General features: G+C 65.8%; 25 protein-coding genes. 5 read left to right on the top strand and 20 right to left on the bottom strand.

What is annotated here, in order from left to right:
• Nucleotides 1–12 precede the first annotated feature (12 nt).
• The 4 genes from A5692_RS09945 to A5692_RS09930 are packed head-to-tail and all read right to left on the bottom strand — an operon-like array spanning nt 13 to nt 4,335.
• The gene (locus A5692_RS09945) at nt 13–813 is read right to left on the bottom strand and encodes an enoyl-CoA hydratase/isomerase family protein (protein ID WP_067925917.1); all 801 of its coding nucleotides are present in this window, start codon (nt 811–813) and stop codon (nt 13–15) included.
• The gene (locus A5692_RS09940; protein WP_067925919.1) at nt 806–2,092 is read right to left on the bottom strand and encodes a MaoC family dehydratase N-terminal domain-containing protein; all 1,287 of its coding nucleotides are present in this window, start codon (nt 2,090–2,092) and stop codon (nt 806–808) included. Before A5692_RS09940 ends, A5692_RS09945 begins: the two co-directional genes overlap by 8 nt.
• A 39-nt stretch (nt 2,093–2,131) precedes the next feature.
• Nucleotides 2,132–3,283 carry an acyl-CoA dehydrogenase family protein gene (locus tag A5692_RS09935; protein ID WP_067925921.1) on the bottom strand — a complete coding sequence of 384 codons (1,152 nt, stop codon included), beginning with the start codon at nt 3,281–3,283 and terminating at the stop codon, nt 2,132–2,134.
• The gene (locus A5692_RS09930) at nt 3,283–4,335 is read right to left on the bottom strand and encodes an acyl-CoA dehydrogenase family protein (protein ID WP_067925923.1); all 1,053 of its coding nucleotides are present in this window, start codon (nt 4,333–4,335) and stop codon (nt 3,283–3,285) included. The genes A5692_RS09935 and A5692_RS09930 overlap by 1 nt, the downstream gene beginning before the upstream one ends.
• 147 nt (nt 4,336–4,482) lie before the next feature.
• Between A5692_RS09930 and A5692_RS09925 the strand changes: the two genes are divergently transcribed.
• Nucleotides 4,483–5,946: a class I adenylate-forming enzyme family protein gene (locus A5692_RS09925; RefSeq protein WP_067925925.1), complete on the top strand. Its 1,464-nt coding sequence runs from the start codon at nt 4,483–4,485 to the stop codon at nt 5,944–5,946.
• The gene (locus A5692_RS09920) at nt 5,943–7,082 is read left to right on the top strand and encodes an acyl-CoA dehydrogenase family protein (protein ID WP_067925927.1); all 1,140 of its coding nucleotides are present in this window, start codon (nt 5,943–5,945) and stop codon (nt 7,080–7,082) included. Before A5692_RS09925 ends, A5692_RS09920 begins: the two co-directional genes overlap by 4 nt.
• 65 nt (nt 7,083–7,147) lie before the next feature.
• Here the strand turns inward: A5692_RS09920 and A5692_RS09915 are convergent, their stop codons facing one another.
• Nucleotides 7,148–7,933 (bottom strand): crotonase/enoyl-CoA hydratase family protein, encoded by a 786-nt coding sequence (locus tag A5692_RS09915; protein WP_067925930.1) that lies wholly within the window; start codon nt 7,931–7,933, stop codon nt 7,148–7,150.
• A gap of 117 nt (nt 7,934–8,050) precedes the next feature.
• Between A5692_RS09915 and A5692_RS09910 the strand changes: the two genes are divergently transcribed.
• Entirely contained in the window at nt 8,051–8,659 is a 609-nt protein-coding gene (locus A5692_RS09910; RefSeq protein ID WP_067925933.1) for a TetR/AcrR family transcriptional regulator, read from the top strand.
• Nucleotides 8,660–8,709: 50 nt separating this feature from the next.
• Nucleotides 8,710–9,513, top strand: a complete 804-nt coding sequence (locus tag A5692_RS09905; protein WP_067925939.1) for an enoyl-CoA hydratase/isomerase family protein — start codon at nt 8,710–8,712, stop codon at nt 9,511–9,513.
• A 16-nt stretch (nt 9,514–9,529) separates the two neighbouring features.
• On the opposite strand, the gene A5692_RS09900 is transcribed toward A5692_RS09905, so the two are convergent.
• From A5692_RS09900 to A5692_RS09880, 5 genes are all read right to left on the bottom strand, one after another.
• On the bottom strand, nt 9,530–11,074 hold the full coding sequence (locus A5692_RS09900) for a class I adenylate-forming enzyme family protein (protein ID WP_067925942.1): 1,545 nt from the start codon (nt 11,072–11,074) through the stop codon (nt 9,530–9,532).
• A gap of 9 nt (nt 11,075–11,083) precedes the next feature.
• Nucleotides 11,084–12,292 carry an amidohydrolase family protein gene (locus A5692_RS09895; RefSeq protein WP_067925945.1) on the bottom strand — a complete coding sequence of 403 codons (1,209 nt, stop codon included), beginning with the start codon at nt 12,290–12,292 and terminating at the stop codon, nt 11,084–11,086.
• A gap of 95 nt (nt 12,293–12,387) precedes the next feature.
• Nucleotides 12,388–13,194: an enoyl-CoA hydratase/isomerase family protein gene (locus A5692_RS09890; RefSeq protein WP_067925948.1), complete on the bottom strand. Its 807-nt coding sequence runs from the start codon at nt 13,192–13,194 to the stop codon at nt 12,388–12,390.
• Nucleotides 13,191–14,117: an acyl-CoA dehydrogenase family protein gene (locus tag A5692_RS09885; protein WP_067925951.1), complete on the bottom strand. Its 927-nt coding sequence runs from the start codon at nt 14,115–14,117 to the stop codon at nt 13,191–13,193. Before A5692_RS09885 ends, A5692_RS09890 begins: the two co-directional genes overlap by 4 nt.
• Complete coding sequence (locus tag A5692_RS09880) at nt 14,107–15,306, bottom strand: acyl-CoA dehydrogenase family protein (protein WP_231984266.1); 1,200 nt, start codon at nt 15,304–15,306, stop codon at nt 14,107–14,109. The genes A5692_RS09885 and A5692_RS09880 overlap by 11 nt, the downstream gene beginning before the upstream one ends.
• A gap of 94 nt (nt 15,307–15,400) precedes the next feature.
• Here A5692_RS09880 and A5692_RS09875 point away from each other — a divergent pair, with 94 nt between their 5' ends.
• The gene (locus A5692_RS09875) at nt 15,401–16,480 is read left to right on the top strand and encodes a serine hydrolase (protein WP_068055099.1); all 1,080 of its coding nucleotides are present in this window, start codon (nt 15,401–15,403) and stop codon (nt 16,478–16,480) included.
• A 55-nt stretch (nt 16,481–16,535) separates the two neighbouring features.
• On the opposite strand, the gene A5692_RS09870 is transcribed toward A5692_RS09875, so the two are convergent.
• The 10 genes from A5692_RS09870 to A5692_RS09825 all read right to left on the bottom strand — a co-directional run bounded on the left by A5692_RS09870 (nt 16,536) and on the right by A5692_RS09825 (nt 24,845).
• Nucleotides 16,536–17,354, bottom strand: coding sequence for a mycofactocin-coupled SDR family oxidoreductase (locus A5692_RS09870; protein WP_067925960.1), 819 nt, complete (start codon nt 17,352–17,354; stop codon nt 16,536–16,538).
• 19 nt (nt 17,355–17,373) lie between these two features.
• Complete coding sequence (locus A5692_RS09865; RefSeq protein ID WP_067925963.1) at nt 17,374–17,835, bottom strand: nuclear transport factor 2 family protein; 462 nt, start codon at nt 17,833–17,835, stop codon at nt 17,374–17,376.
• Nucleotides 17,832–18,626 (bottom strand): hypothetical protein, encoded by a 795-nt coding sequence (locus A5692_RS09860; protein ID WP_231984264.1) that lies wholly within the window; start codon nt 18,624–18,626, stop codon nt 17,832–17,834. Before A5692_RS09860 ends, A5692_RS09865 begins: the two co-directional genes overlap by 4 nt.
• A gap of 65 nt (nt 18,627–18,691) precedes the next feature.
• A complete protein-coding gene (locus A5692_RS09855) occupies nt 18,692–19,702 on the bottom strand; it encodes an LLM class flavin-dependent oxidoreductase (RefSeq protein WP_231984263.1) in 1,011 nt (336 codons plus the stop codon).
• A 5-nt stretch (nt 19,703–19,707) separates the two neighbouring features.
• Nucleotides 19,708–20,508, bottom strand: coding sequence for an SDR family NAD(P)-dependent oxidoreductase (locus tag A5692_RS09850; RefSeq protein WP_067925967.1), 801 nt, complete (start codon nt 20,506–20,508; stop codon nt 19,708–19,710).
• A complete protein-coding gene (locus A5692_RS09845; protein WP_067925969.1) occupies nt 20,505–21,071 on the bottom strand; it encodes a nuclear transport factor 2 family protein in 567 nt (188 codons plus the stop codon). Before A5692_RS09845 ends, A5692_RS09850 begins: the two co-directional genes overlap by 4 nt.
• Nucleotides 21,071–21,265 (bottom strand): ferredoxin, encoded by a 195-nt coding sequence (locus A5692_RS09840; protein WP_067925972.1) that lies wholly within the window; start codon nt 21,263–21,265, stop codon nt 21,071–21,073. The genes A5692_RS09845 and A5692_RS09840 overlap by 1 nt, the downstream gene beginning before the upstream one ends.
• 178 nt (nt 21,266–21,443) lie before the next feature.
• Nucleotides 21,444–22,985 carry a class I adenylate-forming enzyme family protein gene (locus tag A5692_RS09835; protein ID WP_231984262.1) on the bottom strand — a complete coding sequence of 514 codons (1,542 nt, stop codon included), beginning with the start codon at nt 22,983–22,985 and terminating at the stop codon, nt 21,444–21,446.
• Nucleotides 22,986–23,022: 37 nt separating this feature from the next.
• Nucleotides 23,023–23,337, bottom strand: a complete 315-nt coding sequence (locus A5692_RS09830) for a hypothetical protein (RefSeq protein WP_067925975.1) — start codon at nt 23,335–23,337, stop codon at nt 23,023–23,025.
• Nucleotides 23,334–24,845, bottom strand: a complete 1,512-nt coding sequence (locus A5692_RS09825; protein WP_067925978.1) for a class I adenylate-forming enzyme family protein — start codon at nt 24,843–24,845, stop codon at nt 23,334–23,336. Before A5692_RS09825 ends, A5692_RS09830 begins: the two co-directional genes overlap by 4 nt.
• Nucleotides 24,846–24,852 lie beyond the last annotated feature (7 nt).

Below are 24,852 nucleotides of genomic sequence, written 5' to 3'. Positions count from 1 at the left end.
ATCCCTCCGCGCTCAGTTGCCGGTGAAATCCGGCTCGCGTCGTTCGACGAACGCACGGAGGCCTTCTTTGAAATCGGCACTCCGCACGGTGGCTTCGACAGATTTGGTCTCCTGCGACAGCGCCGCGTCCAGCCCGTCTAACGCGGGGTTGTTGAGCAGCTTTTTGGTGTGACCGAGCGAATACGTCGGCCCCGAGGCCAGTTCCGTCGCCAACTCTTCGGCCACCTGCTCAAGGGCATCCGGCGCGACGGCGGCATCGATCAAACCCCATTCCACGGCCGTCGCCGCATCGATTGCGGTGCCCCGGAAGAGCATCTGGCGGGCCCTGCGCAAACCCACCAACCGGGGCAGCAGGAACGACCCGCCGCTGTCCACCGAAAAGCCACGTTTGCAGAACGGTTCGACGAACGCGGCATCGGTGGCCGCGACGACGAAATCGCACACCACGGCCAGATGCAGACCCAGTCCGATCGCCTTGCCCTGCACGGCGCTGATGGTCGGCACGGGGCAGTTCCACACCGCAGAGATGAGTCCGTGGGCACCGGCCTCCAACGAGCGGGTCAAGTGGCCGGTGCGGGGTTTGCCCTGATCGGCGTTCGCAGAGACCAGATCCGCGCCTGCGCAGAAGTTGCGACCTTCCGCGCGAATCAGAATCGCGCGCACGTCGCCACCACCATCGACCGCCCGGATCTCGCCGAGCAACGCCGCGCATTCCTGTTGCCGCAACGCATTTCCCTTGTCTGGCCGGTTCAACGTCAGGATCAACGCGGAACCGACCACCGCCGCCGTGATCCCCGCGGAAGCGTCACGCATTGTTGGACTTCAGTAGTTCGCCGTGGCGCTCGAAAATGCGCACGGCGTCCCGCTGCAGATCCTTCGGCGCATCCGGCAGCATGGCGGCGCCGAGTTCTCGGCTGGGGAGGCTGATGGTCGCATCGGCTTGCGCCGTGGTGTCACCGCGCTGGTTCTGCACCTCGACGGCGACGTCGATCAGCATCAGGCCATCCTCTTGCCGCTTGCCGTCGACCTTACCGGTGAGGTACTGAATGTCGCCCTGGTAGTTGAACTTCCGGATCTCGTCGTGCTGACGGACCACGAAGCCGCCATCGCCCATCCAGTCGGTGAGGAAGTGGTGAATCCAGCATTCACGCAACACGCCGTAGTCGTAGGCCCTTGGGTTGCCGATGGCCTTGGCCCATTCGGAATCCCAGTGCACGCGCTGTGCGACGTCGGGCACGCCGTACTCGTTGTCGATGTAAAACGCCGGGATTCGGCGGCGGTTCTGGTACGCCAACCTACCCGTCTTCAGCCCATAGGGCACAAAACCGTAACCGCCGGCATGGAATACCACCATGTCGGTGGTAGTGAGTGGTCCTTTGGCCATCGTCCCCATCTCCTCGCCGACGACGACGTCCTCCCAGTACCGCGGTTCGGCGCCACGCACCTTTTCGGCAGCGTAGATCTCGTCCAGCGCGGCGATGTCCTCTTTGGTGTAGGACGGATCTTCGATCGCGCTGTACTTGCCCTTCTCGCGGGCTTTCTTGCGTTCGGTGTAGATCACCAAGGTTCGGTAGACGCCCACGACCTCGGCGTGCTGGTTCATCTTCACGTCTCGCAGCACACGTATCACCGATCGCCCGGCGAAGTCCGACGTTTTCTCCTCGACGGACTCCAGCCCTGAGAAGCTGTACAGGGTGTCACCGGGATAGACGGGGCGATACCACTCCCATGTCCCGCCGGACACGAAGGCGTGTATCCCGCGATAGCTGCCGCCACGCAGTTCTTTCGGCAGCTTGTCGCCGCGTAGCGGCGCGTTGAGGACAGCGGCCATGATTTGCGGCGCGATCTGGCCGCCCCATCGCGTCGCCCGGCCGTAGTCCGGGTCGGTGTAGAGCGGATTGTCGTCGCCGTAGCCGTGCGCGAAGTTGCGGATCGCCTCGGGGGTAGCGGTAGCGATGAGCTCCTGACTGCGCGCGGCAGCCCACACCCGTAGCGCCGCACGGTCTTTGGCGATATCGGCGTCGTCGATCTCGGCCGACGTCGCTTCCTTGAACTTTTCCGACGTGGTGTCCGTGTTCGTGGCTTGGATCATGGAGGGCTCCTGGTTGGCGGGTGAAGGATGTGGCTCGTGTCAGGCGTTCGCACCGACGATGTCGTCGCGCGGCAGCCCCAGTACTTGCTCGGCGATGGTGTTGCGCTGGATCTCTGCGGTACCCGCACCGATCGTGGAGGCTCTGGTGGCGAGGAAACCGGTTACCCAGCGGCCACGCTGCACCGAGTGCTTGTCATCCGGCGACAGCATCGCGGGTGCACCGATCAGGTCGACGGCCAGTTCGTGCAGCCGTTTTTCGAACTCGGTGAACATCAACCGGCCGATCGAGGACACTGGCCCTGGGTCGGACCCGGCGAGTACCGTGCTCAGCGTCCGGGTGTTGTTAAGGACGACCAGCCGCACGTCTATCTCGATGCCGGCCAACAGTTGGCGGACCCGTGGGTCGCCTGTGCGGCCCAGTTCCGCTGCCAGAGCGTGTATTTCGTCGACGATCCGGCGATATCGCATGCCTTGCGCGACACCTGCCGTCGATCGCTCGTGGCCCAAACTCGTGCGGGCGATCTTCCAGCCCTCGTTTTCCTGCCCGACTCGATTCGCGACGGGAACACGGACTTGGTCGAGGAATATCTCGCAGAACGACGAGCCGCCAGTCATGTCACGAAGGGGGCGCACCGTGACACCCGGTGATGCCATGTCGATCAGCAGGTAACTTATCCCGTCTTGGCGCGATTCGCGCGACCCGGTGCGCACCAAGGCGAACAACCAATCGGCGTTGCGCGCATTGGTGATCCAGATCTTCTGCCCGGAGACGACGTACGCGTCGCCGTCGCGATCGGCACGAGTGCGCAGACTGGGCAGGTCCGAACCCGCCTCTGGTTCGGAAAAGCCTTGCACCCAGATGCTATCGCCGCGTAGACCAGCGCGCAGGAATCGTTCGCGTTGCTCGTCGGTGCCGTGCTGGATGATCGTCGGGCCCACCACGAAGATTCCTGCCCCCGGGTGCGCGGGCCGTCGCACCTTGGCGAATTCCTCGTGATAGATCACCTGCCCGGTCAGCGACAGTTCCATGCCGCCCCAGCGCTTTGGCCACGACGGCGCAGCGATACCCTCGTCGACCAGCAATGCCGACCACCGACGCTGCCAGGCCAGCCGCTCTGCGGGATCCTTCGGTGCGCGCCCAGGGTCGTTCGCCCGAAGAAAAGCGCGCAGCTCTTCCCTGAACCCTGACATCACACCGCCTCCACGAGTGGTGAAAGAGCTCCTATTGCAAGCAGTTTCGATCTATCGAAGTCATGTCGGGTGGTCAGTGCACGTCGCAAATGCAGGTGCACGCCGGTCTCCCAGGAATACCCCATCGCCCCGTGAAGGTGAATTGCGGTCTCAGCGACCTCGATCGCGGCACGCGGCACCCAGCGCGCGGCCGACGCCACGGTGGCCGAGGCGGTGTCGGCACCGTCTTCACAGGCGACCGCCGCCAACTGCACGGCCGCACGCGCCTGTTCGGTCGCGATGTACATGTCGGCGAGCCGGTGCTTGATGGTCTGAAAACTGCCGATCGGACGGCCAAACTGCTGACGGCCCTTGGCGTGATCGATCGTCTTGGTCAGGAGGGCCTGCATGCCGCCCACGAGTTCGGCCGCGGTGAGCAACGCCAGTTCACGCCGGTGTGCGGTCCAGTCGCCGATCCGCAGGATGTCGACCGGGCGCGCGCCTTCCAGATCGACCGTTGCGGTGGGTCTCGTCGGGTCCGCAGCCGACCGGCGGACCGGCGGCGGCAGCGCCGCCGTGTCCAGCACGACGATCGCCGACTCGCCTGCGCCACAGTCCCGCGCCGGCAGCGCGACCGCGTCGGTCTCGTCGTCGTCAGGAACACAGGCTCGTCCGCTCACGACCCCCGTTTCGGATAGTTCGACCGTGTCGAAACCGCACAGTGCGGTGATCCTCGAGCCACCGCACAGCGCATCGAGAAAGCCCGTGGATTGCTCATGAGCACTCCACGCCGAGGCAAGGACGATCGTCGCCGCGGCAGGCTCGGGTACCAGGACCGCGCCCACCTTCTCGGCGACGACAGTGGCTTCTAACAGGCGCGCGCCGATTCCGGCGGGTTCGGGTACCCGCAAGGCCGGCAGGCCCATCTCACACAGGGCCGCCCACCGCTGACGATCGGCGGTTCGAGACGTCATCGACGCTGCGGTGATCGCCTCGGCATCGCTCCGCCGCGCGAAGAACTCCGCAATGGCGTCGGCGAGCGCCAGGACGTCGCCATCCATTTCGAAATTCACGCATTCCAGGGAACTAGGCCGGTAACCGTGAGCGCAATATCTACGGGCGTTTTGGCGGGCAAATGCCGTTCTCAGTTCTGGACCGGCGCAAACGGGTCCGGAGCTCGTACGGTCGTCATAGCGACAACGTTGCGAGGAAGGGCAAGCATGAGCGCGGCGCCGGTATCAGGCCAGACGGGCGTGGAGGACATCCTTGGCCGGCTGGCGAGACTGGCACCGGCGAGCACGGCCCTGATCGTCGACGGGTTGGAGTACCCGTTCGGGCAGCTCGCCGAGGCGTCCGAGCGGGTCTCCAAGCAGCTGACCCCGGGCACCAGGGTGCTGGTGCGGTTGGGCAACAACGCGGCCTCGGTCGTCGCGATCCACGCGGCGTGGCGCGCGGGGTGTTCTGTCGTCGCCGCAAGCACGATGGTGCCGGAGTCCGAAGTGCGGCGGCGGCTGGCCGAGACGTCGGCGGCCGCACTGGTGACGCCGGCCACCTGCGGTGGTCTGGATGTCGACTTCGCCGACACCGAGGTTCGTGACGGCGCACCGGTCGGCGAGGCGGTGGTCATGTTCACGTCGGGCACCACCGGCACGCCGAAGGGCGCGTCGTTGACGTTCTCCGCCTTGCGCGGATCGGTGGCGGGGATCGCTACGGGCAATGGGCTCGACGGTGACGGCCGCCCCCCGCGACAGCCTGCACGTGGACCGCGCATCGTACTGGTACCAATCGCTCACATGGGCGGCTTCCTTGGCATGCTCACCGCATGGTGGCTTGGTAAACCGGCGCTGCTCGTCGAAAAGTTTTCGCCCGAGCGGGTATTCGACCTGGTCGAGCGGTATCGCCTCGGTGTGCTGGGCCTGACGCCAGCGATGGTGTGGGAGCTGGCTGCGTCCGACGGTGCGAGCGGGCTGCCTGGAGTGGACTACGTGATCGTCGGTACCGCAGCGATTCCCGAAGCGACGCGTCGTGCATTCGAACAGAAATACGGCGTACCCGTGCTGCGTAATTACGGGCAGACCGAGTTCGCCGGGGCGATTGCCTTCGAGCGGCCCGCCGACGTCGCCGCGGGTAAGCGCCCCGACGGCACCGTAGGCCGGGTCGCACCCGGAGTAGAGGTCGCGATCCTCGGCCCCGACGGCGCACCGGTGCCGGTCGGTGAGGTCGGCGAGATATCGGCGCGCGCCGCATCGGCCATGTCGGGTTATCTGAGTGCCGACGGTCAACCCGCTGATCCCGGAAACTGGTTGCGCACCGGCGATCTCGGAACCATCGATGACGATGGATTCCTGTTCGTCGTCGGTCGGGTACGCGACATGGTGGTGTGCGGAGGCTTCAACGTTTATCCCGCCCAGGTGGAGGCGGCGCTCAACGATCTGGCCCAGATCGCAGATTCCGCGGTTGCCGGTGTTCCCGACGAGAGGCTGGGCGAGGTTCCGGTCGCAGCTGTCGTGCTGCAGCCCGGCGCAACCGCTGACGCTGAGACGATCCGGCGGGCGCTGCGCGCCGTGCTTGCCGCATATGAGTTGCCCCGTCGCATCGCATTCGTCGACGCGATCCCGCGCCTTGATTCGGGCAAGGTCAACCGCGAAGAGGTCGCACGACTCGTGGAAAGCCGGCGGCAATGACGGTATCTGACACGGTAGCTCTGACCGATCTGGACGACAACGAATTTCGCGATCGCTTACGGCGATGGTTCATGGCGAACCCGGCTCCTGAGCTCGCTGCCTGCGCGTCGGTCGGCGACGACCGCGACGCGGACTATCTAGCGGCCCAGCGGCTCTGGCAAAAGCGGCTTGCGGGAGCCGGCCTGGCTTGTATCGCATGGCCGACCGCATATGGCGGCCAGGACGCGACCCCGATGCAGCAGTTGATTTTTCACGAGGAACACCAACGCGCGGGCGGGCGTGGCGGCGAACCGTTCTTCGTCGGGATCGGCCACGCCGGCCCCACGATCATCTCCGAAGGCACTGAGGAGCAACGCCGCCGCTGGCTGCCCGGCATCCTCACGGGCGATCTGATTTTCGCTCAATGCTTCTCCGAACCCGGCGCCGGGTCTGACCTCGCGGCCATCACGACCAGGGGTGTCGTCGACGACGACCATGTGGTAGTAACCGGACAGAAGATCTGGAACTCCCGCGCCCACAATGCCGATATGTGTGAACTGCTGGTGCGTACTGATGCCTCGAATCGGTACGGCGGGCTGACGTATCTCATCGCCGACATGCGCACACCGGGAATCACCGTGCGTCCGATCACAGCGATCACCGGCAGACCCGAATTCTGCGCGGTGTTCTTCGACGGCGCGCGCATCCCGCTGGAGAACGTCCTCGGAAAAATCGGCGCGGGATGGAAGGTGGCGACCACCACGCTGCTGTTCGAGCGCAGCACGGCATTCGCGGCCACCGTCATCGGATTGCAGCGGATCGTGGCGCAGCTGGCCGAAACCCATGCGGACAATCCTGCCCTGATGGATCGCCTACAGGAGCTCGCCGACGACGTGTTCGCCGTGCGGGCGCTGCTGTACAAGACCGTCTCCGAGCAACAACAGGGCGGCGAGCCCGGCCCTGCCAGCAGCGCGCTGAAGTTGGTCGCCACCGAGCTGAACCACAGGATCCGCAAATTCGGTGTGCTGGCGAATCTCGACGAGGTCGAGCAGTATTTCGAATCGTTCGGATTGCGGATCGGCGGCGGGACATCCGAGGTGCAACGCAACATCCTTGCCGAGCGCGTACTCGGCTTGCCGAAAGAGGCCCGGCGGTAACGAGTCTGGACTCCCGGGCGGTGGACAAGCTAGCTCGACGACGCACAGATCACGAAGTGGACCGGTCAGCTGTTCGTCCATTTGGGTGGCCGCTTCTCGGCGAAGGCTACCGCGCCCTCTTTGGCGTCGTTTGACGCGAAAACAGGTCCAATGATTTCGAATTGGCGGCGCCATACCTCATCGGCCGGCCATTCGCGCGACTCGATCATCACCCGCTTGGTCGCCGCGACGGCGAGCGGCCCGTTGGCGGTGATCTCCTCGGCCAGCGCGATCGCTCCGCCCAGGGCGCCACCCGGTCCGGTCAGCACGTTGACCATCCCCAACTCGTGCGCGCGGCGCGCCGGGAGGTTAGCGCCGGTCAGCGCCAGTTGCATGGCGATCGCCGCCGGTATCCGCTGCGGCAACCGGATCAATCCCCCGCCGCCCGCCACCAGGCCGCGCTTCACCTCGGGAATGCCGAAGGTGGCGTCATCGGCCGCGACGATCAGATCGGTGGCCAATGCCACTTCGGTGCCACCGGCGAGGGCGTAACCTTCGACCGCGGCGATCAGCGGCTTCACCGGAGGCCGTTCCGTGAAGCCGAGACCCCGGCCTTCTACCGCGACATTTTCTCCCCGCGCGAATGCCTTGAGATCCATTCCCGCACAGAACGATCCGCCAGCTCCCGTGACGATGCCAACCGACAATGCCGGATCGTCGTCCAGCCGGTCGGTAGCCGCGGCGAGGCCCTGGCTCACCGCGGCGTCTATCGCGTTCTTCGCCTGCGGCCGATTGATCGTGATAATGAGGATGCGGTGGCGTTGCTCGACGAGGACTGGGTTGTTGGCGTCTGAAGTCACGGCTAACAGCATAATAGTATCACTGATTGTGACAGGCGGCGGCCTCGTGGCAATGCACCTGGGGACAACCCGATTGCCGCCCCCCGGCATAATCCACCGACATGCCTCCTATACGCGTATGGTCAGTGCGTGGCCAAGCGACTGAACGCCGTCGAGCGCGCACCGCTCACGCGGGAGCTGATCGCCTCCGTCGCGGCGGACCTCATCCGAACCGAGGGGATCGACGCGCTCACGATGCGCACGGTCGCCGCGAAGCTCGGCGTGTCGGCAATGGCCCTCTACCACCACGTGGATGACAAGGACGAAATCGTGCGGCTGGTCGGCGATCAGATCCTCGCCAAGATCAAACTCCCGGACCCGGACACCGGCGACTGGCGTCGGCTGCTCGTGGACACGACCATCGACACTCACGAGGCGCTGCGCAGCGTGCCAGGCATGACAACAGTTCTGCTGACGCGCAAGATGCTTCCCAACGCGCGGCGAATCGTGTCGTTCTGCCTGAGGCAGTTCGAACGTGCCGGCCTGAGTAGGGCGGAAGCGAATGTCGCCTATGCCGGATTGCATCAGCTCAGCGTGGGCCGGCTCCTGATCGAGACGAGTCCGAACTTCGAGGTGCACTCGGCGCTGGCCGACGATACGGAACTCGCCGCCTACATGAAAGCGCTACACGACCGATCGTCGTTCGAGCAGGCGGTGTCGGCACTGCTCGACCACTATGACCACAAACGGCGGTCATGATATACACGTAAACTATACGGCGTAAGAGCCCATCATCGACGAGGAGACCGATGCCCGCCTTCGATGAAGTGGACTACGGACTGCCCGAGGGAATCCTCGTGCAGGCCGACGGCCCGATCCGGCTGGTGACCCTCAACCGTCCTGACGACCTCAACGGCGCCAACCGTCCCATGCATCAGGCGCTCGCGAAGGTGTGGGGTCGTCTCGATCGGGATGCCGGTGTGCGCGCGGTCGTTCTCACGGGTGCCGGGCAGGCGTTCAGTGCGGGAGGCGACTTCGGCTACATGCAGGAAAACATCGCCGACGAGGCGATGCGCGCGCAGACCATGGCCGAGGGCAGGGCCATCATCGAGGGCATGGTGCGCTGCCGCCTGCCGGTGGTGGCGGCCGTGAACGGGCCCGCGGTAGGCCTCGGGTGCAGCCTCGCCGTCCTCTCGGACATCGTGCTCATCGCCGAGGGCGCCTTCCTCGCCGATCCGCATCTGCGTATGGGCCTCGTCCCCGGGGACGGGGGCATGTCGTGGCCGACTCTCATCGGCTTGTCGCGGGCGAAAGAGTACCTGTTTCTCGGGGGCCGTATCCCCGCGGACGAGGCAGTCCGGCTCGGCTTGGCGAGCCGCACGGTAGCGGCGCAGTCCCTGCTGGACGAAGCGCTCACTCTCGCAACGAAACTGGCGAGCATGCCGCCGGCCGCGCTCAGGCAGACGAAACGGGCGCTGAACTCCTATCTGGAGGTCCAGCTCGAGCACGCGTTCGCGCGCGGGCTGGACGGCGAACTGGTGAGCATGGGCTCCGACGAACACCGGGATGCGGTTGTGCGCGCCCGAAACAAGGCCGCTGGCCGGAGCCGCTGAGACCGCGGCCGGCAGCTCAGGCCCGCTCGGAGCGCAGGACGCGCCGCATGATCTTGCCGGTCGCCGTTTTCGGTATCTCGTCGAGGATCGCAACGCTGCGTGGGTACTTGTAGGCGGCCATGCGCTGTCGGCAGAACTCGATCAATGCGTCGGCGTCTACGATGTGGCCCTCGCGCAAGGAAACGAATGCCTTGACCGTCTCGCCTCGATAGGGATCGGGGTGACCGACGACAGCGGCTTCCCGTACCGCCTCGTGCGTGTACAACACGTCCTCGACCTCTCGCGGCCAGACCTTGTATCCGCTGGCCACGATCATGTCCTTCTTGCGGTCCACCAAATAGAACCAGCCCGCGTCGTCGACGTAGCCGACGTCGCCCGTCAACAGTCGCCCGTTATGGAAGGCCGCTGCGGTCTGGTCCGGCTGGTTCCAGTAACCCGGCACGACCTGCGGTCCCGAGACAGCAAGTTCGCCGATCTGCCCGGGCGGCAGCTGCTGACCTTCGTCATCGAGCACGGCGACGTCGACACCCGGCAGCGGCTTGCCGACCGATAGTGCCCCTGTCTGAGGATCGACCGGTGCATCGTCGCCCATGGGCACAGCGAGCACCGGGCAGGTCGTCTCCGTCATCCCGTAGACGTTGTGGATGTAGGTGCCGAATCGGTCCTGGAAGCGCTCCAGTACACCGACAGCCACGGGCGCCCCGCCGGAGGCGATTGTGGTCAGGCTAGCCAGATCCGGCCGTGTAGCGTCGGACTCCGCGAGGGCGATGAATGCCGTGAGCGCGCCAACCGTGAAGGTAGGCCGGTGACGGCGCACCGCGTCCAGCACGACGTCGGGGCGAAATCGGTTGCACAACACCAGCACACCGCCCGCGGCGATCGCGGTCGCGATGTGTCCGGTCAGCCCCGTCACGTGGAACAACGGGGCGATTCCGAGTACGGTGTCGCCGTCGGCGAGCGCAAACCATTCCCGGTAACTCCGGCCACCCGTGACGATGTTGCCGTGCGTGTTCGTAGCACCCTTGGGCTTTCCCGTCGTACCGGAGGTGTACGTGATGACGGCGACGTCACCGCTCACCGGGGCCCGTTTGTCGGGACGTCGACCCCAGTGCTCGGCGATGAGCGCGTGCAAGCCGTCGCTTGGGTTCTGCCAGTCGAGCGCGTTCGTGGTGATCACTCGCTCGACCGGCCCTCCGCCGAGGGCATCCGCAAGCTCTCGTGTGTACAACTCGTCGAGCGCGATCAGCACCCGGGGCGTGGCATCGTCGGCGAGCTTCACGACCTCGCCTGGTGTGAGCATCGGGTTGATCGGCACCGCCGAGCCGCCGAGTTTCCAGATGGCCAGCAGCGCAATGACGTACTGAGGCACGTTCTGCAGGTACAGCGCCGCGCGGTCGCCGGAACCGAAACCGCCGGCGGCAAGCGCGACGGCCAGACCGTCACTGGCGCTGTCGACTTCGCCGTAGGTGAGCACCGTGTCGAAATGCGCCAGTGCAGGGCGGTGCGGCGCATCGGCGGCCCAGCGCCGGAAGGTGTCGAGCAGCGTGGGTTCGTTGTACACCCTCGATGCCTAGTTGGTGCCCTCGGTCAGCTTGATACCGTTCTCGCGCAGGAAATTACGCTTCTTCGTGTCATCAAGGCCGTCGACCTTGTTGTAGAAGTCGGCTGGCTCGCGCAGTCCTTCTGCGTGCGGCCAGTCCGACCCCATCAGCAGGGTCTCGTCAGTCCCGAGCTTTTCAATCATCGCCACGGTGTCGTCCTCGGGGTAGGGCACCACCCGAACATGCTTCTTGAAGATCGCGCTGGGCCGCTCCTTGAGCTGACCGCCGAGCCACCGGCCGTTGCGCGCCATTCCACGACTCTTGTCCATGTGGCGGATGAAGTGCGGAACCCACTCGGCGCCAAACTCGCTGACGAGCACCTTGATGTTGGGGTAGCGACCGAAGATGTTGTCGAAGATGAGCGCGGAGATCGTGTCGGTGATCGGCCGCTCCCCGTAGGTGTTCTGCCATTGCCACGCCGAGAACTGGAACGGGGGAACCAGGCCCCAACCCCAGTCGGAGGCGATGTTGTCCTGGTAGTAGAACTCGGCGATGTGGTAGCACACCACCGCTTTGGCCTCGTTGATTCGCGCCCAGAACGGGTCGAAGTACGGATCACCCGGTGAGCGTCCGTATGCCGGCCCGGCTGGCAGCACCACGAAGCGTGCACCCGCGTCAAGAACTCGGTCGAGTTCCTCGCACGCGCGGTCCAGATTGCGCATCGACATGAGAGCGGGGGCATAGATCCGATTCTTGAAGTTGAAGCCCCAGTCCTCGTTGATCCACTTGTTGAAGGATTCGATGTTGTCATAGAGCGGATCGACGCCGCGCAGGTACTGCTCGGCCATCAGCGCCCAACCGCCGGGGTACATGATCGCCCGTTCGATTTGCTGTTCGTTGAGTTGCGCCAGCCGCGCCTCCCGATCCAGGTACTCCGGCTGCATGGGCTCGTAGAAGCGGTCGGCCTCGGCCGCGTTGCCGGCGGCGCGCTGCTTGAGCATCTCGACGAGCGACCCCGGCACATAAGCCTCGTCCAGATCGTTCTCGAGCGCGGTGACGATCTGATCGTTGGCCAGCAGCACTTTGCGTCCCGACGGCGCGATGATCGGCCGAACAGCGGTGTCCAACTTGTCCTTCGGCATGAAGCGGGTGAAGCAGTCCTCCGCTTCGTAGGAGTGCTGATCGAAGTCGGTCAGTTGGTAAGGCAGTTCGCCGACCGTGTTCTCGATGAGTGCCATGGCGGACGTCCTTTCATCGCGCGATGCGTTTGAACGCTATCTACTATACATGTATACCTGACGGCGTAAAGTCGACCTGCCCTCATCTCTGTTCGTCAGTGTCCGGTAAACCACGGGGGACGGCGCTCCAGGAACGCCGCCTTGCCCTCTTGCGCGTCGGCACTGGGCCCGACCCACAAGACGGCCTGCTGAGCGTCACCAAGCGAGGTCTGCAGTGTGTTCTCCAGTGCCCGCCGCATCATGAACTTGACCGCCCGCACGGCCAGCGGCGCCGCGGAGGCGAATTGGCGGGCGAGTTCCATCGTCCTCGGCCATAGCCGCTCGTCGTCGACGACTTCCGTCGCCAACCCGAGCCGCTGTGCCTCACCGGCGTCATAGATCTCCGAGAGCGCGACCATGCGAAATGCGTTGTCGTATCCCATTGCCCGCGGGAAGAGCCACGCCCCGCCCTCGTCCGGAAGCAACCCGGCGCGCGCGCTGGTGTCGCCCATCCGCGCGCTGGCGGCGACGATCCTGAGGTCGCACGCGAGGGCAAAGGCGAGCCCGCCGTTGACCGCGACGCCGTTCACCGCGCAGATCACCGGCTTGTCGAGGTGGTTCAGCGCGGTGATGACCGCGTGAGCGTCCTCGCGCAGCTCACGTGCCCGCCCGATCTGGTGCGCGAGCACGTCGGCGAAGCCGGCATCGGGAGATACGTCGCCGCCCGTGCAGAAGCCTCGGCCCTTACCTGTCAACACCAGGACGCGGATGTCGTCGTCGAGCCGAACACGCCGAATGGCTTCCAGGAGTTCGGCGCACATCTGCGGCGTGTACGCGCCGAGCCGGTCAGGGCGATCGATCGTCACGACGGCGATGCCGTTTTCGGGTGTCGAGAACTCGGTGTGCCGCACGGAGGTACTCATAGGCGCGCCGCCGGTGGCAGGGACCTTGATACGAGCAGCTGTCGCCCGATGTCCTTCATCGAGTCGGCCCAGCCGCCGTACATGGCGTCGAGGATGCGACTTCGTTTGACATAGCCGGACAGCGCGTGCTCCGTGGTCAGACCGATGGCACCGCAGACCTGAAGACATGCGCGGCTCGCGGTGTCGACCGCATAGCCGGCGTAGGCCTTGGCGGTGCGCGCATCCAGACTGCTGCCGGTACGCCACGCCAGCGCACTCAACTCGGCGGCGCCCCGCACCAGTGCGTAGCTCTCGGCCAACCGATGTCGCGGGCTCTGGTTCGCGCCGATAGGGCGTCCGAACTGCACCCGCGTAGTGATTTGATCGGCCGCGAGGCGCAACATCGCCGAGCCGTTGCCGACAAGTTCCGACGACAGCGCGCGCTCCGCCGCCGCGGCGATCGACACATAATCGACGTCCACCGTGGGTGCCGCGTCGCGCCGGACGCGCAGCCGGACTCGCTGGAGATTCGCGTCGGGATCGAACCCCGCCACCGGCGTAACGGCGGACTCGTGTACGGAGAGGTCGACGACGAAGGCGGTATCGTGCGTCGCCACGACGGTCGGTCCGGAGACGTCGGCGAGGAGCACTCCGTCGATCTCGATCCCCTCGTCGATGAGGCAAGCCGAGGTGCGGGAGTTAAACGGGTGCAGAACAGGGATTCTCGTTCCGTTGTGCTCTGCGAACGCGACCGTGTTCAGGATCGCCGATGCCCGCCCCACCATGCCCTGCTCCGTGAACAGCAGGTCGAGTGCCGCGGCCGGGTCGTCGGCGACGACGTCGCCCCAGCCCAGCTCTTCGAGTCCCGTGACGATGTCGCCGTCACCGGAATCGAAGAGGACTCGGATGGAGCCCCTGAGGAGCTCCGCCGTCTCAGCGTCCACGTTCGTTTTCCTTCGGCAGCTTGAGGATCCGATCGGCGATGATGCCGTACTGCACCTCGCGGGCGCCGCCGTAGATCGAGGCGGCCCGCGAGTACCACCAGCGGTCCCGCCACGCCGCCGACGCGCCGTCGTCACCGATCAGGACGTCCGCCCCCAGCAGTGACATCGCGGCGTCGAGCACATCTTGCTCGGCTGTCGACAGGAGCAGCTTGTCGAGGCTGGTCTCGGGGCCCACCGTCTCGCCTGCCGCGAGTCGGCCCAATGTGCTTGCCGTGCGGGCACGCAACACCGCGAGGTTCAAGTACGCCCGGCCGATGACCGCGGCGCGACGCGAGTCCGGCGCGCCTTCTTCGTGGCCGAGGGAGTGCACGAGCTGTTGAAGATAGGAGGTCGCGATCGCCATCCGCATCCACGCGTATGTTCCGCGCTCGTACTGCAGCAGATCCATGGCGACCGCCCACCCGGCGCCGTCAACGCCGATCACCCGGTCCGGCTCGACGAGGACGTCGGTGAAGAAGATTTCGGCAAGCTCTTCCCGGCCGCTGGCCAGCGCGATGGGTCGGCGGTCGACACCGGGTGAGTCGAGATCGACCAGCAGCATCACCAGGCCGCGGTGGCGATCGGTCACCGCGCCGCTGCGCGCCAGCAGGACGATGCGATCAGCAAAAGCACCATATGACGTCCAGATCTTCTGTCCGTTGACGACGTAGCAGCCGTCGTCCCTGGCGACGGCTTTGGTGCGCAGGGCCGCGAGGTCGCTGCCCGCCTCGGGCTCGGAAAAGCCCTGGGACCACAGCTCGTCACCGCGTAGCGCTGCGGGAAGTCGCGCCGCTGCTAACCGCGGCGCGTGGTTCACGACCGCCGGCCCGACCACTTCCAACACGAGCAGGTGTTCCGGAATCGGGTAACCAGCCAGAGCCAGTCGTTCCAGAACCTGGCACCGGACCAGCGGCGAACCGCCAATGCCGCCAACCGCTTCGGGCCAGCCCCATCGACTCCAGCCCCCGTCGTAGAGCCACTTCATCATGCGCCGCGACTGCTCGAGCGCTTGGGCCATACCGGCTGCGGGCTCCCGTAGCGGAGCCAACTCGTCGGCGGCCGCGAGCAAAGCGCCGTCGAATTCGTCGAGAATGCGCTCGGAATCGGGTCCCGCCGCGGGAACGGCGATCTCGCTGGTATTCACAGCCACGGCTTCCAACTATACATGTAAAGGGAGGGCGACCCAAGCAATCCGGCGTGATGCATCGCCCCGCGCACCCGCCGCATATGGTTATATTATTTTAATGGAAGCAATTGCGCAGGTGCCCTCTGCCGCTAAGGTGTCGCTGCTGCTCGAGCGGGTGGCGCTCGAGGTGACGGACGGACGACTTCCCAGCGCACAAGTGGCGGTCGGACATAATGGCGAACTCGTCGCGTTCGAGACGTTCGGCGACGCCGAACCGACCACTCGCTACCGGCTGCAGTCGGCGAGCCGACCATTCGTGGCCGGCGCGCTCTGGAAGGTCATCGACGAATATGGCGTCGACATCGGCACACCGGTGTCGACATGGATACCAGGCTTCTGCGACGAAATAACGCTGCGAGACATCGCAACTCACCGGGCAGGTCTCGCCTATGCACCGTTGGGCGCCAAGCGGATGGCGACGCGGGCATCGCGCCTCGAGGCCATGGCACGGTGGCAGCCCGATCCCGAAACCCGCGGACACCTGCAGTTCGCGCTGACGTCGTCGGGTTGGGTGATCTGGGAGGTCATCGAGTCGCTTACTGGGCTGCCACTGCCGGAGTATCTGGACAAGCACATTGTGCGACCGCTCGGACTGACAGCCCAGCTCGCGGTGCCGATCGAAGAGCAGGGCGACGTGGCGCCCATGGTTCTGCTCGATGATCCGTCCGAAGAACTGGACCCGTGGGGTCCGTGGTACCTCGACCCCGCCGAAGTGCTGGCCAGGGGCGAGCCATCGCACAGCGTGGTCGCCACCGCAGCCGACGTCGCCATGCACTACCAAGGCATGCTGCACTCCGACGTGTGGACGCGAGCGGCCGTCGCCGAGGGTTGCCGCGCACACGTCACCGAACCGGTGCACGGTCCAATCGAGCACGGAGGGACCGACTATCCGGTGTCGATCGGGCTGTTCGTCACGGTCCGCGGTGAGTCATGGCAGAACGGGTGGATGCCCGCCACGGGCTCACCGGCGACGTTCGGACACGGCGGTGCGCCCTTGCAGCAATCCTTCTGCGATCCCACCACCGGCCTCAGCTTCGCCTTTCTGACCAACGGGTATCCCGCGTCGGGGTACGCCTTGAACCGTTGGGGCAAGAATCTCTCCGCTGTTGTGCTGGATCTGGCCGGCGACATCGCCTGACGGCGCTCCGGCGGCTACTACCGACTTTGCAGTCACACGTTCGGTCGGACTCGGGTCACACCTTGGTCGCGCCCATGTCGACGGTGAGCTGAGTTCCGGTGACCGCGCGTGAGAGCTCGGACGCCAGATAGACGACCGCGTCGGAGATGTCGTCCGGTTCGGCCAAGAGAAGGCCGGGCAGCGCACTGGCGTAGGACATCCCGTAGTTGGGGTGCGCGGACAACAGTTCACCCATGTGAGTGTCCTCGGTCGCCATCACTGTGGAAACTCCCCAGGGATGGATGGAATTGACCCGGATTCCGTACTCGCCCAACTCAATTGCGGCCGACTTCGTCAACCCCACGACTCCGTGTTTGGCTGCGCTGTAGTGAGCTTGTCCAGGAAGGGATTTCAACCCAGCCACGGAGCTGATGGTGATGATCGACCCGCCGTTGCCCGCGGCCAGCATATGCGGAACCGCTGCCTTCAAGGTGCGCCAGACGCCGGTGAGATTGACGTCGATCATGGACTTCCACTGCTCGTCGGACATCTCCCAGAAGCGGCCCCAACTCACGACGCCCGCATTCGCCACGACCACGTCCAACCGCCCACCGAATTCCGCAACGCCCTGCCCCAACACCTGCCCGAGCGCCTCCGAGTCCCGGACGTCAGCGGTCCCGGCGACGATGCGCCCGCCGTTCTTCTCGACGAGCTTGATTGTCTCCTTGAGATCCGCTGCCGTTGCAGGTGGATATCCCTCGTGCTGTGACACCCGGTCGGCGACGTCGACGGCGATGATCGCCGCACCCTCCTGAGCGAGTCGCTGAGCGTGGCTGCGTCCCTGCCCGCGCGCAGCGCCGGTGATGAAGGCCACCTTGCCGTCGAGTAATCCCATTGTGGTCGCGTGCCTTTCGTCAGAGAGCGATGTCGTGTAGCCGACCGGTCAGGAATTCGGGGCGGCCCACCATCCGGGGTAGCAGCCGGCGCCGGGCGAATCGCCAGCCGGCAGCGGTGCGTATGACGTCGTCGCGGTAGACGCCGAGAAACAAGATGCCGCGGCCATCCGCTGTGCGTCGCGCCCACTCCGTGATGGTGAAGTAGGTCATCGCGGTGTCGCCGTGGACCTCGACGAGACCCTGGTGCAAAGTCTGGAACACGAAGTCCAACCCCGAGACGGTGCGCCCGATCGTTTCGGCGATGGCCGTGCGACCGACCGCGTCCTCGGTGGTGGGTGTCGACAGAACACCGTCTTCGGCATAGGTTTCGACGGCCTCTTCGACGGCGAAGCGGCACATCGCCTCCGAGTAGGAGGCCGCGAGGTGGTTGATCGCGATGATGTCGGCGACCTGCTGTGGGTCGGGCTGGCCGATGATCACGCGACGACCCGCAGGAGTGCCGTGGCGACGACATTGGCCTCGTCGTCGCCCTGGTGCAGCCGGGCACTGACCAGAATGGAGCCCGCTACGTCGGACTCGACCGACGCGTTCGCCACGAACGGACCGGTCCGACCCGCCTTCACGATGCGCACGTCGAGGCTCTGCACGCGTCGAACCCGCCCCGCCGCGTGAAGCGCGGCGGCCTCGAGCGCGACAATGATGGGACCGTGGTGCAGCAGCACGCCGCCGAGTTCGGGCGTGAGCTCCTCGATGACAAACCGTCCATCGCCCTTTAGCCGGGCACTGTAGGCGCTGGCGAGCGGCGGGAGGTCGCCGGTGTCGGGCACCCCGGGGCCGGGGTCGATGTACTCGAAACCCGTACCGGTAGGCGAGATCATCGTCCAGTCGGCGGTCCCGAGGCCGAGGAGCCGGTGCGGATCGTCTTCCGCGGTGATCCGCGCCTCGGTGAAGATCTGGCTGCGCGCCCGCCGTGTCATCGTCCCGCACACGGCCACGGCGTCCACATCTTCGCCCACCGGTCCACACAACTGGATCCCGATGTGTGTGAGTGCCAGTTGCCAGTGCCGATCCACCGCAATACCGGCCGTGTCGAGCATGGCAATCGCGACCGGTGCCGCCAGCAGGCCTTCGCCATGCCGAAGATCGCTGCGCACCGGCATCCGACCGAGTGCGTCGTAGCCCTCACCCAGCACCGACCGGCATCCGAGATACCGATAGCTCATCAAATTCTCGACAGCTTGCGCCCATACCCCGTAAGCCTGGGTGTTCACATGCACTCCCAACGGTCGACAATGACCTAAATGAACTAACTATATACCGGCGCTGGCGCACACGGTTATTCGCCTTCGGCCCCGGCGCCGGCCAGCAGCGGAGCCAACCGCGTGCAGATGGTTTGGACATTGCGCGCGACATCGGCTTCCGCCATGCCACCGATCGACGCCCACAGAAACACGGTCTGTACCGGCGCGCCCGCGGTCAACTCCCGGATCTGGCCCGCCACGGTCTCGGGCGTGCCGTACATGAACGAGTTGAGAGGGCCGTCGCGGCCCTGCCGCACCAAACGTTCGACATCGACCGGCCTGGGCGTCGGGGCGCCGGTTCCCTCCACCATGTGTTTACGATACGAGTCGAGTTGGTGGGCGAGGTGTTTGGACACCATCGGCCAGTCACGTTCGGGATCCTCTGTCACGCAGCCCTGAATCCCGCCGGCCATCACACCCGACGAGACGGGGTGACCGCCCTCGGCGAGACCCTCGGCGTACGGTCTCCACAGCGCGCCATTTGCCGACAGCAGCCGCTCTCCCAGCAGGCCTGCTCGCCGCGCCCCTTTGGGCCCCTGGTAGCCCATCCAGACCGGCACCGGTTGTTGCACAGGCGACGGGCGAACCCCGCCCGGCCCCCATAGCTGACGTAGGCGCCGCACCGCGTCGTCGGTCTGCTTGTAACGCGCCACCATTGACGCCTCGAAGAGATCAAACTCCGGAACGCGGTAACCGGTACCCACCCCGAGATCGAGTCGCCCACCGGACAGGATGTCGACAACGACGCTCTGCTCGGCGATCTCGGCAGGGTGGTGCAACGGGGCGATCAGGATCGCGGTGCCCAACCGGATGCGCCGAGTGCGTGCGGCGGCCGCCGCCGCCATCGTCAGCGGGCTGGTCAGATAGCCGTCGTCGAACAGGTGGTGCTCGGAAAACCACGCCGACGAGGCGCCCAGGCGTTCGGCCTCTTCGCACATCTCGAGTGTGAAACCGTAGAGCCTCGACGGGTCCTGCGCCCACTGCGCCGGATTGCGCAGGTCGAAGTACACGCCTACGTCGATCGCCGAGCGTTGAGGTGAACCCATGGCTGCTACACCGAACCCTTTACATCGGCCAAATACGGTTGATGGGAGCCCAAGCCACCGTCCACGCTGATGACCTGTCCGGTGATGAACCCCGCTTGTGCCGAGCACAGGAAAACGACGAGTGCCGCGATGTCGTCCGGCTGCCCGAGTCGGGGTGTGAGGTGATGGCGGAGCATGAACTCCTTCATCGGGCCCGCATAGGTCTCTTCCGTTGCCGGCGTGACCACCAACCCGGGCGCGATTGCGTTGCACCGCACCCCGGCATTGCCGTATTGCGCAGCCGTGTAGAGCGTTAGCGCGTTGATGCCCGCCTTCGAAACGCCATACGCGGTGTGCCCGGCGTCGCCCGCCAGGCCGGCCCCGGAGGAGGTGTTCACGATGCTCGACTCACCCGCAGCGATGAGATACGGCAGAGCGAGTTTCGTCGCCAGCATGGTGCCCGTCAGGTTGATCCGCAGGCTTTGATCCCACACCTGTGGGTCCATGTCGGCGACATTGAGGTCCCTGGTGCTCGCCAGGTGCGTGGCGGCGGCGTTGTTGTGCAGGATGTCCAAGCGCCCGAACAGTGAAACGGCTCGCTCGATCATCGCCGCAATCTGGCCGGCGTCCCCGAGGTCGACAGCCACCGGTTCGGCTCGGCCGCCCTCCGCGATGATTTCGCTTGCGACCGCCCCGGCGCCGCCAAAGTTGACATCCGCCACCACGACTGCGGCTCCCGCACGTGCCAAAGCCCGCACGCATACGCGTCCGATTCCCGAGGCGGCACCTGTGACGACGGCGACCTTGCCATCCAACAGCTTCGTCACTTCGCCTTCACTCCGGGCGCGACGGGCTGGGAGGTCAGCTCACTGGTGTCGACACCGGCCCAGAAGTCCGTCCACGATGTGGCGCGGGGCAGGTTCGGCGCACCTGCGACCGACCATCCCTCGAAGGCGACCGCCTGCGGTCGCTCGATGTGGTCCGCCGCGTACCAATGGTTTTCGCGCCGGCGAGTAAACAACCACCGCCCGTCGACGCGCTGGTACTCGTCGTCGTACCGGATCGCCATGACAATCCACCGCGCTCCGACCTCGTGCTCGGCACGGCAGTAGACGTTGCCGACTGCATGCGTATCGTCGAGGAGTTCAACGCGATGGCCGACGATCTGGTGCATCGACCGATAGAACTGGCTCACCATCGAGACCAGCGCATCGCGAAGCGCGTCCCGACCGTAGCGATCGCGCCCTACCCGCACGTCGGGAACGAACAGTTCCACCCACGCATCGACGTCGCGATCATCGATGGCCATCGCGTAGCGGATGGGCAACTGCTGGATCTCCAGGGTGTCCTCGATCCGGCGCAGCCGGTCCTCGATTGTCATCCGGCTCATCAATCCTCTTCGATGATGATCGCCATCTCCGGGCAGGCGGCAGCGCCATTGCGGACGACAGCCTCATCACCGGGGTCGACGACGTGGTCCTTCAGGATCGAGTAGCCGGAGTCATCGATAGGAAACAGGTCGGGGTCGACCGCATAGCACTGAGCGTGCCCGACGCACTTCGCCTGTTCGAGCCGAACTTTCATGATCGTGATCCCTCTTGGCCGCCGAATCGAGACTACTTAATAAGGTGACGATACATCTAATTAGTTGAGCTGAATAGTCGCCAGCGTAACGCGTCGACGCCGCGACGAGAACACCGACACCACCGCCGCGGGCGTGTGCCGAACGGTCCGCCCAAAAAGCTGTAGTGGCCGCCCGGGATCAACTTGACTGATTCCCATAGGCTGCCAGCTCGGTCCGCAACCGCTTCTTGTCGAACTTTCCGCTCGCGAGCACCGGTAGTTCGGTTGCGACAACCAGACGCCGCGGCACCTTGTAACCGGCGAGGCTCAGCCGAACCGCCGCCTGAAGCTGTTCCAGCGTCACGGTTGCCCCCGGCCTGGGCACGACAACGGCGCACACCGCCTCGCCCCACCGCGGATCCGGTACGCCCACCACGGCGCAACCGGCGACTTCGGGCAGCTCGCCGATCGCGTTCTCGACCTCAGGCGAGTACACGTTCTCACCGCCGGTGATGATCACGTCCTTCTTGCGGTCGACGAGATAAAGCAGTCCGCGCTCATCGAACCTGCCGACGTCCCCGGTATGGCACCAGCCGTCCCGTAGCGTCGCGAGCGTCGCGGCCGCGTCGTCCCAATAGCCGCGGAACAACGCGTCGGACTGGACCACGATCTCGCCGGGAGAGCCTGGATTCACGTCTTGTCCGTCGTCTCCGACGATTCGTACCCGCACACCCGGGAACGGGTAGCCGACGGAGCGCAGTCGATTGTCGGTCGCTTCCGGGTCGTGCAGCTCGCGCGGCAACCCCGAGACGATGGCCTCGGTCTGACCGTAGAGGTTCAGAAATCCCGCCTGGGGCATCACCGCCATCGCCCGCGCCAACGTGGCGCCGTTCATCGGCGCCGCCGAATACACCACGGTACGAACGGTTTCCAGCGCCCGGCTGCCGTCCGGAAGCGCTTCCAGCAGTGCCTGCAGCATGACGGGCGCCAGGTGCAGCACACTGATCCGCTCGGCCGCAACAAGTTGAACTGCGTCGGCAACGTCGAACTGGTCTTGCAGCACCACCGTTCCGCCCCGCGCGTGCAGCCCACCGATGATGCCGAGGGCACCGACATGGCACATCGGCATGTTGATCAGCCCACGATCGTGCGAGCCCGTCGCCATCTCGGCGTTCATCGCATAGAAGACCCGACGGAGCTCGCGTTGGCCCAGCACACAGCACTTCGACGGTCCAGTGGTACCGCTGGTGAATAGAAGACAGGCGATGTCGTCCGCGCGGGCGCGGTGCAGGGGTTGCTGGGCGGGCGCTGAGTCGATGAAGTCCTCATAGTCGACGAGGCCGGACCGTCGATCACCGATGCACACGATCAACGGCGACCACGTGAGCTGGGGGGATAACTCGTCGAGCACGCCGGCGAACTCGGTCGCGACGAAAATCACCGCGGGCCGGACGCGGTCCAGGGCGTCCTGTAGCTCGACCGGGGATGATCGAAAGTTGACCGCCGCGAGGATGATTCCGCTCAGCTGCGTCGCGGCGGTGATTTCCCCGAATTCGATTGAATTGCGGCTGTAGACGGCGATGCGATCCTGCCGGGCCACCCCCGCAGCCGTCAGCGCCGACACCAGGCGATCTGCCCGTTCGCGGAGCTCGCGGTGGGTGAGCACGCGTTGTTTGTGCCCGTAGGCCACCACATCGGGGTGGCGCAGGGCGTTGTCGACGACGATGTCGCCGAGCGTCAACTCACCTGAGTTCCTGCTGCTCTGCTCCACAGCCGGGTCAGTCGCTGGCGGGAAGCGGCTTAACTTCCTTGATCGCCATGGGTGTCGTGCCGATGGACAACGATCCCTTGCCGGCTCTGGTGACCAGCACTTCAGCACCGTCGGCGGCGACGTAACGCTTGCCCATCACGGTACCGCCGGCGAACGCGTCGACGGTGTATTTGGAATCCACCTTTGGATCCTGCGTGCCGAGCGGTATCGGGACCGCGGGTGCGCCGCCGATCCGTAGGTCATCGAGGGCCTCGGAGCTGCGCACCACGATGAGCTGGGTGTCGCAGACCTGGCTCTGCAGGCGGGTGCCGTTCTTGATCATGCGGGTTCCTTTGTCGCTTCGTTGAATTCGCGAACGAGTTCGCGGCGCAGCACCTTGCCGGTCGCGTTCGTGGGCAGCGTGTTGCGGAAGACGACACGGTCCGGCGTGCGTGATCCGCGCAGTTGCGCGCGGACAAATCCGCGCAAATCCTCCGTGTCCGGCGAAGCACCGGGTGCGGCGACCACGACAGCGACGATGATCTGTCCCCACTGGGGATCCTCGGCGCCGACGACCGCGCAGTCGTGCACGTGCGGATGCTCGACGAGCACGTCCTCGATTTCGGCGGGGGCGATGTTCTCGCCCCCGCGGATGATCGTGTCGTCGGAGCGACCGCCGAGGAACAGGTACCCGTCGGCGTCGAGCTGGGCGACGTCCCTGGTCGGGAACCAACCCTGCTCGTCCAGCACGGAAGCGATACCGGTGTAGCGGCCCGAGACCTGCTCGCCGCGTACAAAAAGCTCGCCGGGCTCGTTCGGCCCGAGAACGGTCCCGTCCTCGGCGCGGATCTGTACCTCGATCGTCGGCACTGGCCGGCCCACCGACCCGAGCCGGCGGTTCACGCTCGCATCGTCTGAGGCCAGCGCGGCGCGGTGGTCGTCCGGGGTGAGCACTGCGATGGTCGAACTGGTCTCGGTCAGCCCATAGGCGTTGACGAAACCCACCTCTGGCAGCAGCGTCAGCGCCTTGCGCACCAGCGGCAGTGCGACCTTCGAGCCGCCGTAGGCCAGGGTGCGAAGCGTCGGCAGTGTCGTCTCGGCGGCGTCCAGCGCGGTGACGATGCGGTCGAGCATCGTCGGAACGACGGTGGCCGACGTGACGGCTTCGACGTCGATCAGGCGCAGCCACTCGGCGGCATCAAACGTGGGCAGGTACACCATCTTGCGGCCCGCGTACAGGTTCGACAGCGCCGCCGACACGCCGGCGATGTGATAGGGAGGCACGCAGATCAGCGCGGCGTCGCCCGGCTGTGCGGAGTCGAAATCGACGGTCCCGGTGATGTAGCTGGTGAGGTTGATGTGACTCAGCTCAACGGCTTTCGGCGTCGATGTAGTTCCCGAGGTGAACAGCACCACCGCCACAGCGTCGGGGTCGACGACTGCGGCCGCAGCTTCTGCAGTGCGGGCGGCACTCAGGAAGTCGGCCGACGAGATCACCTGCCTGCCGGTGGCGCCGACCATGTTCCGGTAGTCGTCCTCGACGATCACCAACGGCCCCGGCAGCCGGCCGATCAGCGTGCGCAGGCCGTCGGCCGAGAGGCGATAATTGAGGGGCGTGACCGGCACCGCCGCGCGCGCAGAGGCGAACAGCAGCAGCGGCAGCATTGCCCCACCGGTGCCGACGTAGGCGACGTGCTGCGCGCCCGACGCCGCGATCACACCCGAACCGCCGTCGGCCAGCGTGGTGAGCTCGGAGACGGTGAGTCGCAGGTCACCGGATACGATCGCGGTGCGATCGGGGTCGGCCAGCCCACCCGCCTGGGCCATCTCCAACAGCAACGAGATGCTCACGGGATCT

The sequence above is a fragment of the Mycobacterium sp. E342 genome, from assembly GCF_001667665.1.
Lineage (GTDB): Bacteria > Actinomycetota > Actinomycetes > Mycobacteriales > Mycobacteriaceae > Mycobacterium.
This window is presented reverse-complemented; position numbering and strand designations above follow the sequence as displayed.